The 13,299-nt window shown below is 66.3% G+C and carries 12 protein-coding genes; 10 read left to right on the forward strand and 2 right to left on the reverse strand.

Annotated features, from left to right (window positions below; genetic code table 11):
* Positions 1–191: 191 nt before the first annotated feature.
* Positions 192–935, reverse strand: coding sequence for a MerR family transcriptional regulator (locus FHR04_RS01020; protein ID WP_139400041.1), 744 nt, complete (start codon positions 933–935; stop codon positions 192–194).
* 60 nt (positions 936–995) lie between these two features.
* The gene (locus FHR04_RS01025) at positions 996–2,045 is read right to left on the reverse strand and encodes a LacI family DNA-binding transcriptional regulator (protein WP_139400043.1); all 1,050 of its coding nucleotides are present in this window, start codon (positions 2,043–2,045) and stop codon (positions 996–998) included.
* 281 nt (positions 2,046–2,326) lie between these two features.
* Here FHR04_RS01025 and FHR04_RS01030 point away from each other — a divergent pair, with 281 nt between their 5' ends.
* The 10 genes from FHR04_RS01030 (at position 2,327) to FHR04_RS01075 (ending at position 13,273) form a co-directional block, all read left to right on the forward strand.
* Entirely contained in the window at positions 2,327–3,658 is a 1,332-nt protein-coding gene (locus tag FHR04_RS01030; protein ID WP_139400045.1) for an ABC transporter substrate-binding protein, read from the forward strand.
* Between the two features lie 102 nt (positions 3,659–3,760).
* On the forward strand, positions 3,761–4,690 hold the full coding sequence (locus tag FHR04_RS01035) for a carbohydrate ABC transporter permease (protein ID WP_139400047.1): 930 nt from the start codon (positions 3,761–3,763) through the stop codon (positions 4,688–4,690).
* Between the two features lies 1 nt (position 4,691).
* On the forward strand, positions 4,692–5,549 hold the full coding sequence (locus FHR04_RS01040) for a carbohydrate ABC transporter permease (protein ID WP_139400049.1): 858 nt from the start codon (positions 4,692–4,694) through the stop codon (positions 5,547–5,549).
* A 72-nt stretch (positions 5,550–5,621) separates the two neighbouring features.
* Complete coding sequence (locus tag FHR04_RS01045) at positions 5,622–6,296, forward strand: nucleoside/nucleotide kinase family protein (RefSeq protein WP_139400051.1); 675 nt, start codon at positions 5,622–5,624, stop codon at positions 6,294–6,296.
* Positions 6,297–6,352: 56 nt separating this feature from the next.
* Entirely contained in the window at positions 6,353–7,870 is a 1,518-nt protein-coding gene (locus tag FHR04_RS01050) for a mannitol dehydrogenase family protein (RefSeq protein ID WP_139400053.1), read from the forward strand.
* Positions 7,871–7,929: 59 nt separating this feature from the next.
* Positions 7,930–9,027: an NAD(P)-dependent alcohol dehydrogenase gene (locus FHR04_RS01055; RefSeq protein ID WP_139400055.1), complete on the forward strand. Its 1,098-nt coding sequence runs from the start codon at positions 7,930–7,932 to the stop codon at positions 9,025–9,027.
* A 146-nt stretch (positions 9,028–9,173) separates the two neighbouring features.
* On the forward strand, positions 9,174–10,043 hold the full coding sequence (locus FHR04_RS01060; protein WP_139400057.1) for an SDR family oxidoreductase: 870 nt from the start codon (positions 9,174–9,176) through the stop codon (positions 10,041–10,043).
* A gap of 10 nt (positions 10,044–10,053) precedes the next feature.
* Positions 10,054–11,391 carry a family 1 glycosylhydrolase gene (locus FHR04_RS01065; protein ID WP_139400059.1) on the forward strand — a complete coding sequence of 446 codons (1,338 nt, stop codon included), beginning with the start codon at positions 10,054–10,056 and terminating at the stop codon, positions 11,389–11,391.
* A gap of 230 nt (positions 11,392–11,621) precedes the next feature.
* A complete protein-coding gene (locus FHR04_RS01070; protein ID WP_139400061.1) occupies positions 11,622–12,398 on the forward strand; it encodes a ParA family protein in 777 nt (258 codons plus the stop codon).
* Positions 12,395–13,273, forward strand: coding sequence for a ParB/RepB/Spo0J family partition protein (locus FHR04_RS01075; RefSeq protein ID WP_139400063.1), 879 nt, complete (start codon positions 12,395–12,397; stop codon positions 13,271–13,273). Before FHR04_RS01070 ends, FHR04_RS01075 begins: the two co-directional genes overlap by 4 nt.
* Positions 13,274–13,299 lie beyond the last annotated feature (26 nt).

Below are 13,299 nucleotides of genomic sequence, written 5' to 3' on the forward strand. Positions count from 1 at the left end.
GCCGGCTTGGTCTGGGTATCCAGATCACGCGGCTGAGCGGGGGCGAACAGTGACAATCTGTGGTGGAGCTGAGTGCAGTTTACATCAACAATCTGATATGTCAACAAGGAAATATGTTCTCGTTCTGCATCCGATTTCTGTGCTGTATCCGCTGGCCGCTGAGCCTCTGACTCAGGCGCCTGTCATGGGCTTCATAGCCGGTCAACCGTCGCCAGTGCCACGCGCAGATCGGTCAGCAGCCGTTCCCATTCGGCTTCGGATTTCGGCGTCTTGAACGCCGCGTCCAGCGTCAGTTCCAGGCCCGGACGGGGTGTAACGCGCCACAGGGGGACGGCGGCAGGCGGTGTCGGGACGGGTTCGGGTGCCACAGCATTGAGCTGGAGCGGCTCTCTATTGAAAAAGGCTGTTTGTGCGGAGGACAGCGGCTGAATCGCGAGGGAAGGCGAGAGCCGTGAGATCAGTTTGGTCGCCCCTGACATAGCCGCCTCTTTACTCAGCTCCTCCCTGGTTGCGCTGGAGCTGGCGTTCTGCCTGGCCTTCAGCTCCTGAAGGTACGACAGCGCGTCGCTGGATGCCGGGCTGGCGGCCACCGCCTCCAGCTCCAACGTTGCCCCTTCGACGGCCAGCCGCGCCAGACCGTCCTCGTCCTGCCCCGAGAGCACGCTGTACAGGGCCTTGCCACTCAGGCCATCGGCCATCACGCGGCGCAGCGCCAGCAGTTGCAGCAGGTGCCGCCGGTCGTAGCGGGCCTCGCGCCCCTCGCGGGTGGGCAGCGAGAGAAGACCCACCGTGGTGTAGTGGCGCACCAGCCGGGCATTCACCTCGTCCTTGGGGCGGGCGGCGCGGTCCAGCGGCAGCAGACGGGGCAGCCAGGTGTTGGCTGTATCCACGAAGGCGTCGATGCCGCCTGTCCAGTCGGGCGCGATGTCCAGCATGGCCGCAGAGTAGCAGGAGCATTCACTTGTCGACAGCGGAGATTGACAGCGTTTACAGATCTACCGGCCTGAGACGGGTTGGTGCTGCCGGGGCGGGGCGCAACTGCCTCGCACAATCAGTCGTCCAGGGAGGACCGTGTGCTGCGCCGGCTCGTGTGCCGGTCTGCCCTCTTCCAGCGCCCGCAACACCGCGCTGACGGCCAGCTCGGCCATCTGTTCTACCGGCTGCTCAATCACGGTGATGGGCGGCTCCACCAACGCGGTCCACGGATAATTGTCGAAAGTCAGCAGCGAGAGGTCGCCGGGCAGCCGGAGTCCCCGCTCCTGAATCGCCTGGAACGCGCCGATGGCTTGAGTGCCGGTCAGCGCGATCAGGGCGCTGGGGGGCGTGGGCAAGGCCAGCAACTCGTGCGTCAGGGCATAAGCCCGTTCCTCGGTGAGCAGGGTCACGCGCTGGTACTCGGGCGGCACGTCCAGGCCGCGTTCACGCATGGCCTGCGGGAAGGTGCGCGAGCGGCCTTCCGGGTGCACCACCGGATCGTAGGTGCCCAGCGCGGCGATCCGGGTGTGGCCCAGCCCATGCAGGTACGCCACGGCTTCGCGCATCGCCTGGGCATTGTCCAGCATCACGCTGGGAAACCCTGACCTGTCCGGCACATAGTCGTACTCCAGAATAAACAGCCCACGCCCGCTCAGGCGCTCCAGATATTCCCGGCTGTCGGGGCCGTAGCCGGGGCGCAACATGATCGCCGCCACGCGTTGGCCGTACAGGCGGCGCAGTTCCGGCAACTCCAGCCGGGCGCTGTACTCGTTTTCGCTGATGATCAGGGTGTAGTCGGCGGCCTTGAGCTGCCGGGCGGCGGCGCGGGCGAACTGCGCGAAGAACGGCTCGACGATGCTGGCGACCACCAGCCCCACCGTGCGGCTGTGGCCGCCGCGCAGGCTGCCTGCCCGCACGTCGGGTTCGTAGTGCAACTGCGCAATGGCCGCCTGAACCCGGGCGAGCGTGTCCGGCGTGAGCTTGTCGGGATCGCGCAGGGCCCGTTTGGCCGTGGTGGCCGAGACCCCGGCCAGCCGCGCGACATCCTGAATCGTTGACACGCGGGCCATTGTAAGGGGTGCGCCCCGGATGGGTGTCCCAGATGACTGTGTTTGCGCTGGCAAGGTAAATCCGAGTGGCCCCGTGGCCATTAACAGTAAACACTGCTCTGAGTCCAAAAAATCAGATTTGACGAATGAAAAAAACTGTGGTTCAATCATGGCCACGAGACCATTCATCAGCTGACCGGGGATAGCCCCGGTTGAACCGAGCGCGTCAGGCCCGTCTGCCGGGGTTTGCCGCTCCCTGCCCTCGCCGCTCCGGAGTGCGCGGCGTTGCCGGAGGTTTACCCATGAAACGACTGCTCACGCTCAGCCTCGCCCTGACCGTCACGGCCGCGCAGGCCGCCACCACCATCACCATCGCCACCGTGAACAACCCGGACATGGTCACGATGCAGAAGCTGTCGCCGGAATTCACCAAGAAGTACCCGGACATCAACGTGAAATGGGTGGTGCTGCCCGAGAACGAACTGCGCCAGAAAGTCACGCTGGACGTCGCGAGCAACGCGGGCAGCTTCGACGTCGCCACGGTGGGGGCCTACGAGGTGCCGATCTGGGCCAAGAACGGCTGGCTCGATCCGCTGACGCCGATGTTCGCCAAGAACGCCGACATCGCCAAGAGCTACAACCTCGCCGACATCATTCCCGGTGTCCGCAAGGCGCTGACCGTGAACGGCAACCTGTACGCCGTGCCGTTCTACGCCGAGAGCAGCATGACGTACTACAACAAGGATCTGTTCAAGGCCGCCGGGCTGACCATGCCGCAAAGCCCCACGTGGAGCCAGATTCAGAGCTTTGCGGCCAAGATCCACAATCCCGGTAAGGGCGTGTACGGCATCTGCCTGCGCGGCCTGCCCGGCTGGGGCGAGAACATGGCGGTGTTCAGCACCGTGATGAACACCTTTGGCGGGCGCTGGTACGACAAAGACTGGAACGCGCAGCTCGACTCCCCGGCCTGGAAGAATGCGATGACCTTTTACGTGGACACCATCAAGAAGTACGGCCCGCCCGGCGCCACCGGCAACGGCTTTACCGAGAACCTGACCCTGATGAGCCAGGGCAAATGCGGCATGTGGGTGGACGCCACCGTGGCCGCCGGCTTCCTGAGCGATCCCAGCAGTTCCAAGATCACCAAATCCGTGGGCTTTGCCAACGCGCCGGTCGGCCCCGGCACCCCCAAGGGCAACCACTGGTACTGGAGCTGGAACCTGGCGATTCCCAAAAGCACCAAAAAGGAAGACGCGGCCTTCAAGTTCATTACCTGGGCCACCAGTCAGGACTACATCGCCCTGGTCGCCAAGGAGAAAGGCACCTGGGCCGCCGTACCCCCCGGCACCCGCACCAGCACCTATACCAACCCCAACTACAAGAAGGCCGCCGGCGCCTTCAGCGGGCTGGTGCAGAGCGCCATCAACAGCGCCGACGTGAACGCGGCCACCAAGGAGCCCGTGCCGTATTCCGGCATCCAGTACGTGGCCATCCCGCAGTTCCAGGCGCTGGGCACCCAGGTGGGTCAGTACCTGGCCGGGGCGATCAGCGGGCAGACCACCGTGGATCAGGCCCTGAAGCAGGCGCAGGACGCCGCCCAGAAGGTGGCCAAGGAAGGCGGCTACCAGAAGTAAAGCCCAGCGCTTCCGGCTCAGGTGCGGGGAGGAGGCGGGGCGTCGCTGCCCGGTCTCCTCCCTGCCTGCCCGGCACCGAAACCACCGCGACAAGGGGAATTCATGACCACCGTTGCCAACCCCACCACGACGACGGCCAGCCCACCGGCCCCCAAGCGCGGCCTCAAGCTGACCCCCGCCGCGCTGATCTGGCCCGCCATGCTGTACCTGATCCTGACCACCCAGGTGCCGTTTTTCATGACGGTGTACTACTCGTTCTTCCGCTACAACCTGGTGATTCCGGATGACCGCCCGTTTATCGGTTTCGGCAACTACACCACGCTGCTGACCAACCCACAGAACCTGCAGGTGGTGTGGAACACCCTGGTGCTGGCGGGCGGCACGTTAATTCTGACGCTGCTGATCGGCGGCGCGATGGCCCTGCTGCTGAACCGTAATTTTCCGGGGCGCTCGTTGCTGCGCACCCTGATGATCAGCTCGTTTCTGGTGATGCCCATCGTCACGGCGGTGGTGTGGAAGAACATGCTGCTGAACCCGGTGTTCGGCTTCTTCTCGTGGGTGGTGGCCTCGCTGGGCGGGCAGCCGGTGGACTGGCTGGCGCAGTACCCGATGGCCAGCGTGATCGCCATGATCACCTGGGAGTGGACGCCGTTTGCCATGCTGATCCTGCTGACCGGCCTGCAGAGCCTGCCCGACGATCAGCTGGAGGCCGCCCGCCTGGACGGGGCCAGCCCGCTGCAGGAATTCCGGCACATCGTGATGCCGCACTGGACGCAGGCCATCCAGGTGGTGGTGTTGATGGAAACCATCGCGCTGCTGCAGGTCTACGGCGAAATCTACGGCTCGACCTCCGGGGGGCCGGGCCTGGCCACCACCAACCTGCCGTACTTCATCTACCAGAAGGCGTTTGCCGAGTACAACATCGGGCTGGCCAGCGCGGCGGGCGTGATCACCGTGATTCTCACCAACATCCTGGCGATCTACCTGCTGCGGATGATCAACCGCACCAACCAGACCAACAAGGGAGGCTGACATGACCACCGTTCCCGGCACCCGTGCGCCGATCCGGCGCGACAGGAGCCGCATCAAGGTTCGCAACACCGTGCTGACGGTCATCACCTACGCCGTCGCCCTCGCCTTCCTGTTTCCGCTGGTGTGGATGTTCCTGGCCGCCTTCAAGACCGAGGCTGAGGCGTTCGCCAGCCCCCCCGTCTTCGCCTTCACCCCCATTCTGGAGAACTTCAAGAACGCGCTGCCCAGCTATTTCCCGGCGCTCAAGAACAGCGTGATCGCCGCCGTCGGCAGCACGGTGCTGGCCTTCGTGCTGGGGCTGCCCGCCGCCTTCGCGCTGGCGGTGTATCCCACCACCCGCGCGCAGGGGACGCTGACCTGGATGCTGTCCACCAAGATGATGCCCGCCGTGGGCGTGATCGTGCCGCTGTTCTTGCTGTTCCGCAACCTGCACCTGTTGGACACCCTGCCGGGCCTGATCCTGATGTACACCACCATGAACCTGCCGCTGGTGGTGTGGATGATGCACAGCTACATGACCGAGATTCCCTTCGCCATCTACGAGGCCGCCAAGGTGGACGGCGCGTCGGTGGCGCAGGAGTTCTTCGGCATCGCGTTGCCGCTGTCCACGCCGGGCATGGCCGCCACCGCGCTGCTGGCGGTGATCTTCGCCTGGAATGAGGTCTTCTTCGCGGTGAATCTCACCAGTTCGGACGCCGCGCCGCTGAGCGTGTTCATCAGTTCATTCAAGACCAGCATGGGCCTGTTCTGGGCGCAGATGAGCGCCGCCGCCGCGCTGACCGTGCTGCCGGTGTTGATCTTCGGCTGGGTGGCGCAGCGTCAGCTGGTGCGCGGCCTGAGCTTCGGCGCGGTGAAGTAGCGCCGGTGTGGGCAAGCGGGCCAGGCTGGACCGTGTCCCTCTTCCCTCCCCTCTCCTGATTGGAGCCCCGAGATGACCCTTCCAGACCGTAATTCCTACTCCAACCCAAAAGAACCAGAAACAGTATCCGGTTCTCTGGCCGAACTGGTGGCGCGGGCACAGACCATGATCGTCCCCGGCGAGCGGCGCATTCTGGGCGTCGCCGGGGCGCCGGGGGCAGGGAAGTCCACCCTCTGCGCGGCGCTGGCGGAGTCGCTGGGCGATCAGGCCGCGCTGGTGGGCATGGACGGCTTTCATCTGGCAAACGCGGAACTGAGACGCCTGGGCCGGCGCGGGCGCAAGGGCGCCCCCGACACCTTCGACGCGGGGGGCTACGCAGCGTTATTGGCAAGGCTACGCGTGGAAGTGCACCGGACAGTCTATGCCCCCACCTTTGACCGGCAGCTTGAGGAATCCATCGGCAGCGCCGTTCCTGTCCATGCCGGCACCCCCCTGATCCTGACCGAGGGCAACTACCTGTTGCTGGACGGGGAGGACTGGGCGCGGGTCAGGGCGTCGCTGGACGCCGTGTGGTTTCTGGAGCTCCCTGAGGACGTGCGGCTCGCGCGGCTGCTGGCCCGTCACGTCGCTTTCGGCCGGGCGCCCGCCGACGCGCAGGGCTGGGTGGAGGCGGTGGATGGGCCAAACGCCACCACCGTCCATGCCACCCGTGCCCGCGCCGATCTGATCGTGCAGCTCAAGGCATGACCTTTCCTTTCCCTTCCCTTCCCTTCCCGTCTCGACACTTTTCAGGAGCGTTCTGCATGACCAAGCTCAAGCTTTCGGCGCTGGGTCAACTCGGCCCCGATGTGGCTGTTCCCCGCTACGATCCCCGCACCCTGACCACCGGCATCGTCCATTTCGGCGTGGGCGGCTTTCACCGCGCGCATCAGGCCATGTACATTGACCGGCTGCTGAACGCCGGGGGACACACCGACTGGGGCATCTGCGGGGTGGGCGTGCTGCCCGGCGACGTGCGGATGCGCGACGTGCTGCGGGCGCAGGAGGGGCTGTACACGCTGGTGACCCGGTCTCCTGGGGGCGAGACTGAAACGCGGGTGATCGGGGCGATCCACGAGTTTCTGTTCGCTCCGGATGAGCCTGAACAGGTGATTGAGAAACTGGCCAACCCGGCCACCCGCATCGTCTCGCTGACTGTCACTGAAGGTGGGTACAGCCTCAACAACGCGACGGGCGAATTCGATCCCAGCGGCGCGGATATCGTCCATGACCTGCAACCGGATGCGGTGCCCAGGTCTGTCTTCGGCCTGATCACCGAGGGCCTGCGCCGCCGCCGCGAGCGCGGCATCCCCCCGTTTACGGTGGTGTCCTGCGACAACATCCAGGGCAACGGCCACGTGACCCAGGGGGTGCTCTCGGCCTTCGCAGGATTGAAGGACGCGGACTTGGGCGCGTGGATCGCTCGTGAAGTCGCCTTTCCCAACTCGATGGTGGACCGCATCACACCCATGACCACCGATGGTGACCGCGAGGCCCTGGCCGCGCAGTCGGGTATCGAGGACGGCTGGCCGGTGGTGGCCGAGAGCTTCACGCAGTGGGTGCTGGAAGACCACTTCACGCTGGGGCGGCCTCCGCTGGAAACGGCGGGCGTGCAGGTGGTTCGTGACGTGGAACCCTACGAGCTGATGAAACTGCGGCTGCTCAACGCCTCGCACCAGGCGCTGGGCTACCTGGGTCTGCTGGCCGGACACACCTATGTCCACGAGGTCTGCAGGCTGCCCATCTTCGAGGACTTCCTCCTGGGCTACATGGCCCGCGAGGCCGTGCCGGCGCTGCGGCCCGTGCCCGGCATGGATCTGGACGCCTATCAGCACGGGCTGATTGAGCGCTTTGCCAGCCCGGCGATCCAGGACACCCTGGCCCGGCTGATCTTCGACGGCTCCGAGCGCATTCCCAAGTTTCTGCTGCCGGTGGTGCGCGAGCAACTGGCGCTTGACGGCGAGATCAGCCACGCCGCGCTGGTGGTGGCGTCGTGGGCCGCGTATCTGGAGGCGGTAGACGGCGGCGCGCCGGTACCCCCGTTGCAGGATCAGCGCGCTGCGGCGCTGCTGGCAGCTGTTCGGCGCGAAACGGCGCAGTCGGGCGCATTCCTGGACCTGAGGGAACTGTTCGGCGATCTGGGCCAGCATCCCCGCTTCCGGGCCGCGTACCTGGCCGCCCGTGAAAGCCTGCGCCAGCACGGCCCCATCGGTGCGCTGAAGGTGCTGCACGCCGCCGGGCACACCGCTTCGGCAGGGCCGTTCGTCGGCCAGCCGCGGTAAAGTCCGGCACCGTCGATCTTTCCTCTCCCCTTTCCCCTTCCTTTCTGCGAGGCGCTGCCATGACTCTCACCGATCATCCTGCCCCCCGGTCCCAGGCTATTACCTCGCGCACCAGCGTCCTGAACGGCACCCGTGAGCTGGGCTGGCAAACGCGTGAAGTGCCCGCGCCCGGCCCGCATGAGGTGCGTGTCCGCGTGCGCCGCGTCGGCGTGTGCGGCAGCGACGTGCACTACTACACGCACGGGCGCATCGGTCCCTTTGTGGTGCAGGCGCCGCTGGTGCTGGGCCACGAGGTGATGGGGGTGGTTGAAGCCGTGGGCGAGGGCGTGACCCGCGTCCGTGCGGGCGACCGGGTGGCGCTGGAGCCGGGCTTCCCCTGCCGCCGCTGCGCGTACTGCAAGCGCGGCGAGTACAACCTGTGCCCGCACATGACCTTCATGGCGACGCCCCCGGTGGACGGCGCCCTGAGCGAATATGTGCTGTGGCCCGACGACTTCGTCTTTCCCCTGCCGGGCAGCGTCAGCGACGACGCGGGCGCGCTGCTGGAGCCACTCGCCGTGGGGCTGTGGGCCGCGCGTAAGGGCGGGGTGGAACCGGGCGACAGTGTGGCGGTCTTCGGCGCTGGCCCGATTGGCTGCACCACCATCCAGGCGGCCAAGGCGGCAGGAGCCACCACCATCATCGCCGTGGATCTGGAGGACTTCCGGCTGGATCTGGCCCGCCGGGTGGGGGCCACCCACACCCTGAATGCCCGGCACCAGGACGTGCTGGCCGTATTGCGCGAGCTGACCCGCCGTGATCTGCCGCTGTCGCACGCGGGGGTGGACGTGGCCTTCGAGACGGCCGGCAGCCTGCCGACCACGCGCCTGACGCTGGCCGCGCCGCGTCCCGGTGGCCGGGCGGTGCTGGTGGGGCTGCCGCCGGATCCCGAGGTCAGCCTGGACATCGTGTCGGCGGCCAGCCGCGAGGTCACGCTGCGCGGCGTGTTCCGCTACGCCAACTGCTACCCGGCGGCGATTGAGCTGGTGGCCAGCGGCGCCGTCGATCTGGACGCGCTGGTCACGCACCGTTACGCCTTTGACCAGACGCCGGGGGCCTTCGCCTTCGCCGATCACGAGAAGAAGACCAGCATGAAAGTCATGATCGACGTGGGCTGATCACCGGCCGGTGATGGTGGGGCTATGCGGGCTGCCTCCCCTCCTGCCGCTCTTCAGGTTTCCTTGACGAAGGTCCGGGCGAGTAAGGAAGCAGACACAGGCGGGGCGCGGCCTGTCACAGCATGGGCGCATCAAAAGGAGGCGACATGCCCGATAGACCCACATCCGAAGATTTTAAAAACGCGCAGACCCTGCCGTACCCTGCCAAGCAGTCCGAGATGGACATTCAGCCGCAGACCGATCTGAAAGGGTACCGCGCCGCCGACAAACTGAAAGGCAAGGTCGCGCTGGTGACCGGGGCAGATTCCGGCATTGGCCGCGCGGTGGCGCTGGCCTTCGCCCTGGAAGGGGCCAGGGTGGCCATCCTGTACAACGAGAACGACGGCGACGCCCAGAAGACGAAGGAGATGGTGGAAGAGCGCGGGGGCGAGTGTCTGGTCATCAAGGCCGACGTGCGCCAGAAGGCCGCCTGCACCGACGCGGTGAAGCAGACCGTGGACCGGTACGGCGGCCTGAATGTGCTGGTCAACAACGCCGCGTTCCAGGCGACGCAGGACAGCATTCTGGAGATCAGCGAGGAGCAGTTGCGGCGCACCCTGGAAACCAATCTCTTCGGATACGTGTTCATGATCCAGGCGGCGCTGCCCCACCTGAAAGACGGTGACGCCATCGTCAACACCGGTTCGATTGTCGGGGAGACAGGCAACCCCATCCTGGTGGACTACACGGCTTCCAAGGGCGGCATCCACGCGCTGACCAAATCGTTGGCGCTGCAGTTCGGCCAGATGGGCAATGGTGTGCGCGTCAACGCGGTGCTGCCCGGCCCGGTGTGGACCCCCAACATCCCGGGCACGATGCCGCTGGAAGAGGTTCAGAAGTTCGGCCACGAGGTGGCGCTGGGCCGCCCCGGTCAGCCCGAGGAACTGGCCCCCGCCTATGTCTACCTGGCCTGTCAGGACAGCTCTTTCGTGACCGGGTCGCTGCTGCATGTGACCGGCGGCAAACTGTCTTCATGAGCCTGCGCGTATGAGTCGGGGCTTTCTGGACATCATCAAAAAAGAGCTGGGGGACGGCAACTACAAAGGCGACGAGTTTGGAGGGGCGAGCGGCAGCAGTGGCGAGGGCCTGCCCACGGGCCGGGCCAGCAACTTCATGTTCGCGACGGGGATCGAGTGTTCATACCCCACCATCGAGCATGGCCAGGTGCGGCGCGATGAACTGGACGAATGCCACCACTACGAGCGCTGGGAAGAGGACCTGCATCTGGTCAAGGACCTGGGACTCAAGTACCTGCGTTACGGCCTGCCCTATTACCGTATGCATCAGGGACCGGGACAGTACGACTGGGACTTTGCCGATCAGGTCCTGGCCGAGATGCAGCGGCTGGAGATCACGCCCATTCTCGATCTGATGCACTTCGGGGTGCCGGACTGGCTGGGCAACTACCAGAACCCGGAGCTGCCTGTTCATTTTGCCGAATACGCCGAAGCCGTGGCACGGCGTTATCCCTGGGTGCGCTACTACACCCCCGTCAATGAGATCTACGTGACCGCCAAGGCCAGCGCGCAGGATGGGCTGTGGAACGAGCAGCTCAAGTCCGAACGCGGGTTCGTGACGGCGCTCAAGCACAGCGTGGCCGCCAACATCCTGGCCTGCCAGTCGATTGCCCGCGTGCGCTCCGACGCGATCATCGTGCAGGCCGAGAGCGCCGAGTACACGCACGACGCGAGTCCAGTGCCGCGTCCCGAGATTTCCATGCAAAACCGGCTGCGGTTTCTCTCGTTGGACCTGACCTACGCGGTGCCCCCGGACGCGGAAGTTCTGCTGTACCTGATGGACAATGGTCTGTCCCGCGAGGAGTACAACTGGTTCATGGCCGGAGAGCCGCCGGGCCATCAGATCATGGGCAGTGACTACTACGGCCATAACGAGAAGATCATCAAGCCCGACGGCGAGATGGTCTTCGGCGAGGACGTTTTCGGCTGGTACCAGATCGTCAAGGGGTACCACGAGCGGTATCACAAGCCGGTGTTTCACAGCGAGACCAACGTCGCCGACCTGGAGCAGGCCCCGATCTGGCTGTGGAAGCAGTGGATGAACGTCCTGCGGCTGCGCCAGGAGGGCACGCCGGTGGTGGGCTTCACGTGGTACAGCCTGACCGATCAGATTGACTGGGACATCGAACTGGCCGAGAAGAAAGGGACCGTGAACACCAACGGCCTGTACACCCTGGACCGCAAGCCCAACCCGGTGGCCCACGCCTACCGCGACCTGCTGGAAAACTTCGGCCAGATCACGGTCTCGCCGCACAGCGAGTTGTTCGAGATCACCGATCAGGCGGCCCGCCTGAAGGTGGAGGTCTAGCCCGCTTTTTTGGGACAGGGAGAGCTGGGGCCGCGCGAGAAGCGTGGCCCCAGCTTCGTGTTCGCCGGCCACCCTGGTCCAGCGCCAACTGCCGGCGTCTACGGCAATCCATGGCGTGTGGAGTGCGCCGCTCCGAAGCCGCCGAATCCGGCCAGAGGGAACCACTCGTCACATGACGAGCAGCCGTACGCGTCTCCCGGTGAGGCCAGTGGCGCGGTAGATTGAGGCCCATGCGGACACTGACACTCTTCAACCACGCCGGAGGGGTCATGAAGTCCAGCCTGACCCGCGACGTGGGGTACACCCTGGCGCAGGCCGGGCAGCGGGTCTTGCTGGTGGACCTCGATCCGCAGGCCAACCTGACCGATTGGCTGGGCGTCAGCGGCGTGCGGCGCGAGCAGACGGTCTATGACACCGCCTCGCGCGGCGATCCTCTGCCAGCGCCGGCCCAGGTTCACGGCCTGAGTCTGATTCCCAGCGACGTCTCGCTGGCGCTGGCCGAGGGTCAGATGATGGGGGTGGTGGGCGCCCACCTGCACCTGCGTCAGGCGCTGGCAGCGATTGCAGACCGCTACGACGTGGTGCTGATCGACAGTCCGCCCAGCCTGGGCCAGCTCTCGATTCTGGGGGCGCTGGCCGCCGATCACCTGATCGTGCCGGTGCCCACCCGCCAGAAGGGCATGAACGCCCTGGCGGGGTTGTCAGAGGCGATGGCGACGTACCGCAAGTTGCGCCCCGACCTGACCGTGGCGCTGTACGTGCCGACCCTCTACGACGCCCGTCGCTCGCATGACCGGGAGGCCTACGCGGCGCTGCAGGGCCTGCTCTCCCCTCTTGCCAGCCCCATTGCCGACCGGGGCGCGGTGTGGAATGACAGCTCCAGCGCGGGACAGCCGGTGGGTGTGTACGCGCCGGGTTCGCCGGTTCACCGCGACGTGCTGAGGGTCACGGCAGAGATCGCGCAGGCTGTCGGCCTTGAGATCATGATTGCAGGAGTCGAGGCATGACCCGCAAAACCCGCCCGGTCATCGGCTCTCGCCTGAGCGGTCTGGTGGAGGGCGTCGACTCGCTGACCCAGCCGGCCAGCACCACGCTGCCGCTGTCGCAGCTGCGTCCCGGACAGTTTCAACCTCGGACGTATTTCGCGCCGGACGCCCTGGAGGAGCTGAGCCGCAGCGTCAGGGAACAGGGTGTGCTGCAACCCCTGCTGGTCAGGCCGCTGGGTGGGGGAACCTTCGAGATCGTGGCCGGGGAGCGCCGCTGGCGGGCCGCGCAGCAGGCGGGTCTGAGCGAGGTGCCGGTGCTGATCCGCGCCCTCGGCGACACGGAGGCCCGCATGGCCGCCGCCGTGGAGAACCTGCAGCGCGAGAACCTGAACGTCATCGAGGAGGTGCGTGCCCGCCTGCAGGTGGCCGCCGCCCTGCTGGAGGTGCCGGAAAGCGAGGCCGTGGCCCGCATGTTCGCGTTGGATCGCCGGCCCGAGACCGCACCGGAACAGGTGGAGCGTCTGGACGCGGCCTTCGGTGCCTTGGGCCGCGAGACGTGGCACAGCTTTATCCGCAACCGCGCCGCCGTACTCAATCTGCCGGACGATGTTCAGCAGGCCGTGCGCGAGGGCCTGGACTACCGCAAGGCCCTGATCATCGGGCGGGTAGAGGAGGCCGGCGAGCGGGGCGCCCTGATCGCCCAGGCCCAGGCGGGGGCCACGGTGCAGACCCTGCGGGCCGCCGTCAGCCCCAGGAGGGCGCTGGACGCTGACGGTTGGAAAGGCCTGGCCCGCCGCCTGTCCGATGGCCGGACGCTGACACGTCTGGATGAGCGCAAGCGGACGCGGATTGAGAAACTGCTGCGGCAGGTGCAGACCCTGCTGGACGAGGAATAGAACCGCTCGTCACGTGACGAGCGCGC

This window comes from Deinococcus radiopugnans ATCC 19172, assembly GCF_006335125.1.
GTDB lineage: Bacteria > Deinococcota > Deinococci > Deinococcales > Deinococcaceae > Deinococcus > Deinococcus radiopugnans.

Excerpts from the sequence above, each read along its gene's own strand:
- FHR04_RS01020 (WP_139400041.1), bottom strand. The coding sequence starts at position 935 with ATGCTGGACATCGCGCCCGACTGGACAGGCGGCATCGACGCCTTCGTG.
- FHR04_RS01025 (WP_139400043.1), bottom strand. The coding sequence starts at position 2,045 with ATGGCCCGCGTGTCAACGATTCAGGATGTCGCGCGGCTGGCCGGGGTC.
- FHR04_RS01030 (WP_139400045.1), top strand. The coding sequence starts at position 2,327 with ATGAAACGACTGCTCACGCTCAGCCTCGCCCTGACCGTCACGGCCGCG.
- FHR04_RS01035 (WP_139400047.1), top strand. The coding sequence starts at position 3,761 with ATGACCACCGTTGCCAACCCCACCACGACGACGGCCAGCCCACCGGCC.
- FHR04_RS01040 (WP_139400049.1), top strand. The coding sequence starts at position 4,692 with ATGACCACCGTTCCCGGCACCCGTGCGCCGATCCGGCGCGACAGGAGC.
- FHR04_RS01045 (WP_139400051.1), top strand. The coding sequence starts at position 5,622 with ATGACCCTTCCAGACCGTAATTCCTACTCCAACCCAAAAGAACCAGAA.
- FHR04_RS01050 (WP_139400053.1), top strand. The coding sequence starts at position 6,353 with ATGACCAAGCTCAAGCTTTCGGCGCTGGGTCAACTCGGCCCCGATGTG.
- FHR04_RS01055 (WP_139400055.1), top strand. The coding sequence starts at position 7,930 with ATGACTCTCACCGATCATCCTGCCCCCCGGTCCCAGGCTATTACCTCG.
- FHR04_RS01060 (WP_139400057.1), top strand. The coding sequence starts at position 9,174 with ATGCCCGATAGACCCACATCCGAAGATTTTAAAAACGCGCAGACCCTG.
- FHR04_RS01065 (WP_139400059.1), top strand. The coding sequence starts at position 10,054 with ATGAGTCGGGGCTTTCTGGACATCATCAAAAAAGAGCTGGGGGACGGC.
- FHR04_RS01070 (WP_139400061.1), top strand. The coding sequence starts at position 11,622 with ATGCGGACACTGACACTCTTCAACCACGCCGGAGGGGTCATGAAGTCC.
- FHR04_RS01075 (WP_139400063.1), top strand. The coding sequence starts at position 12,395 with ATGACCCGCAAAACCCGCCCGGTCATCGGCTCTCGCCTGAGCGGTCTG.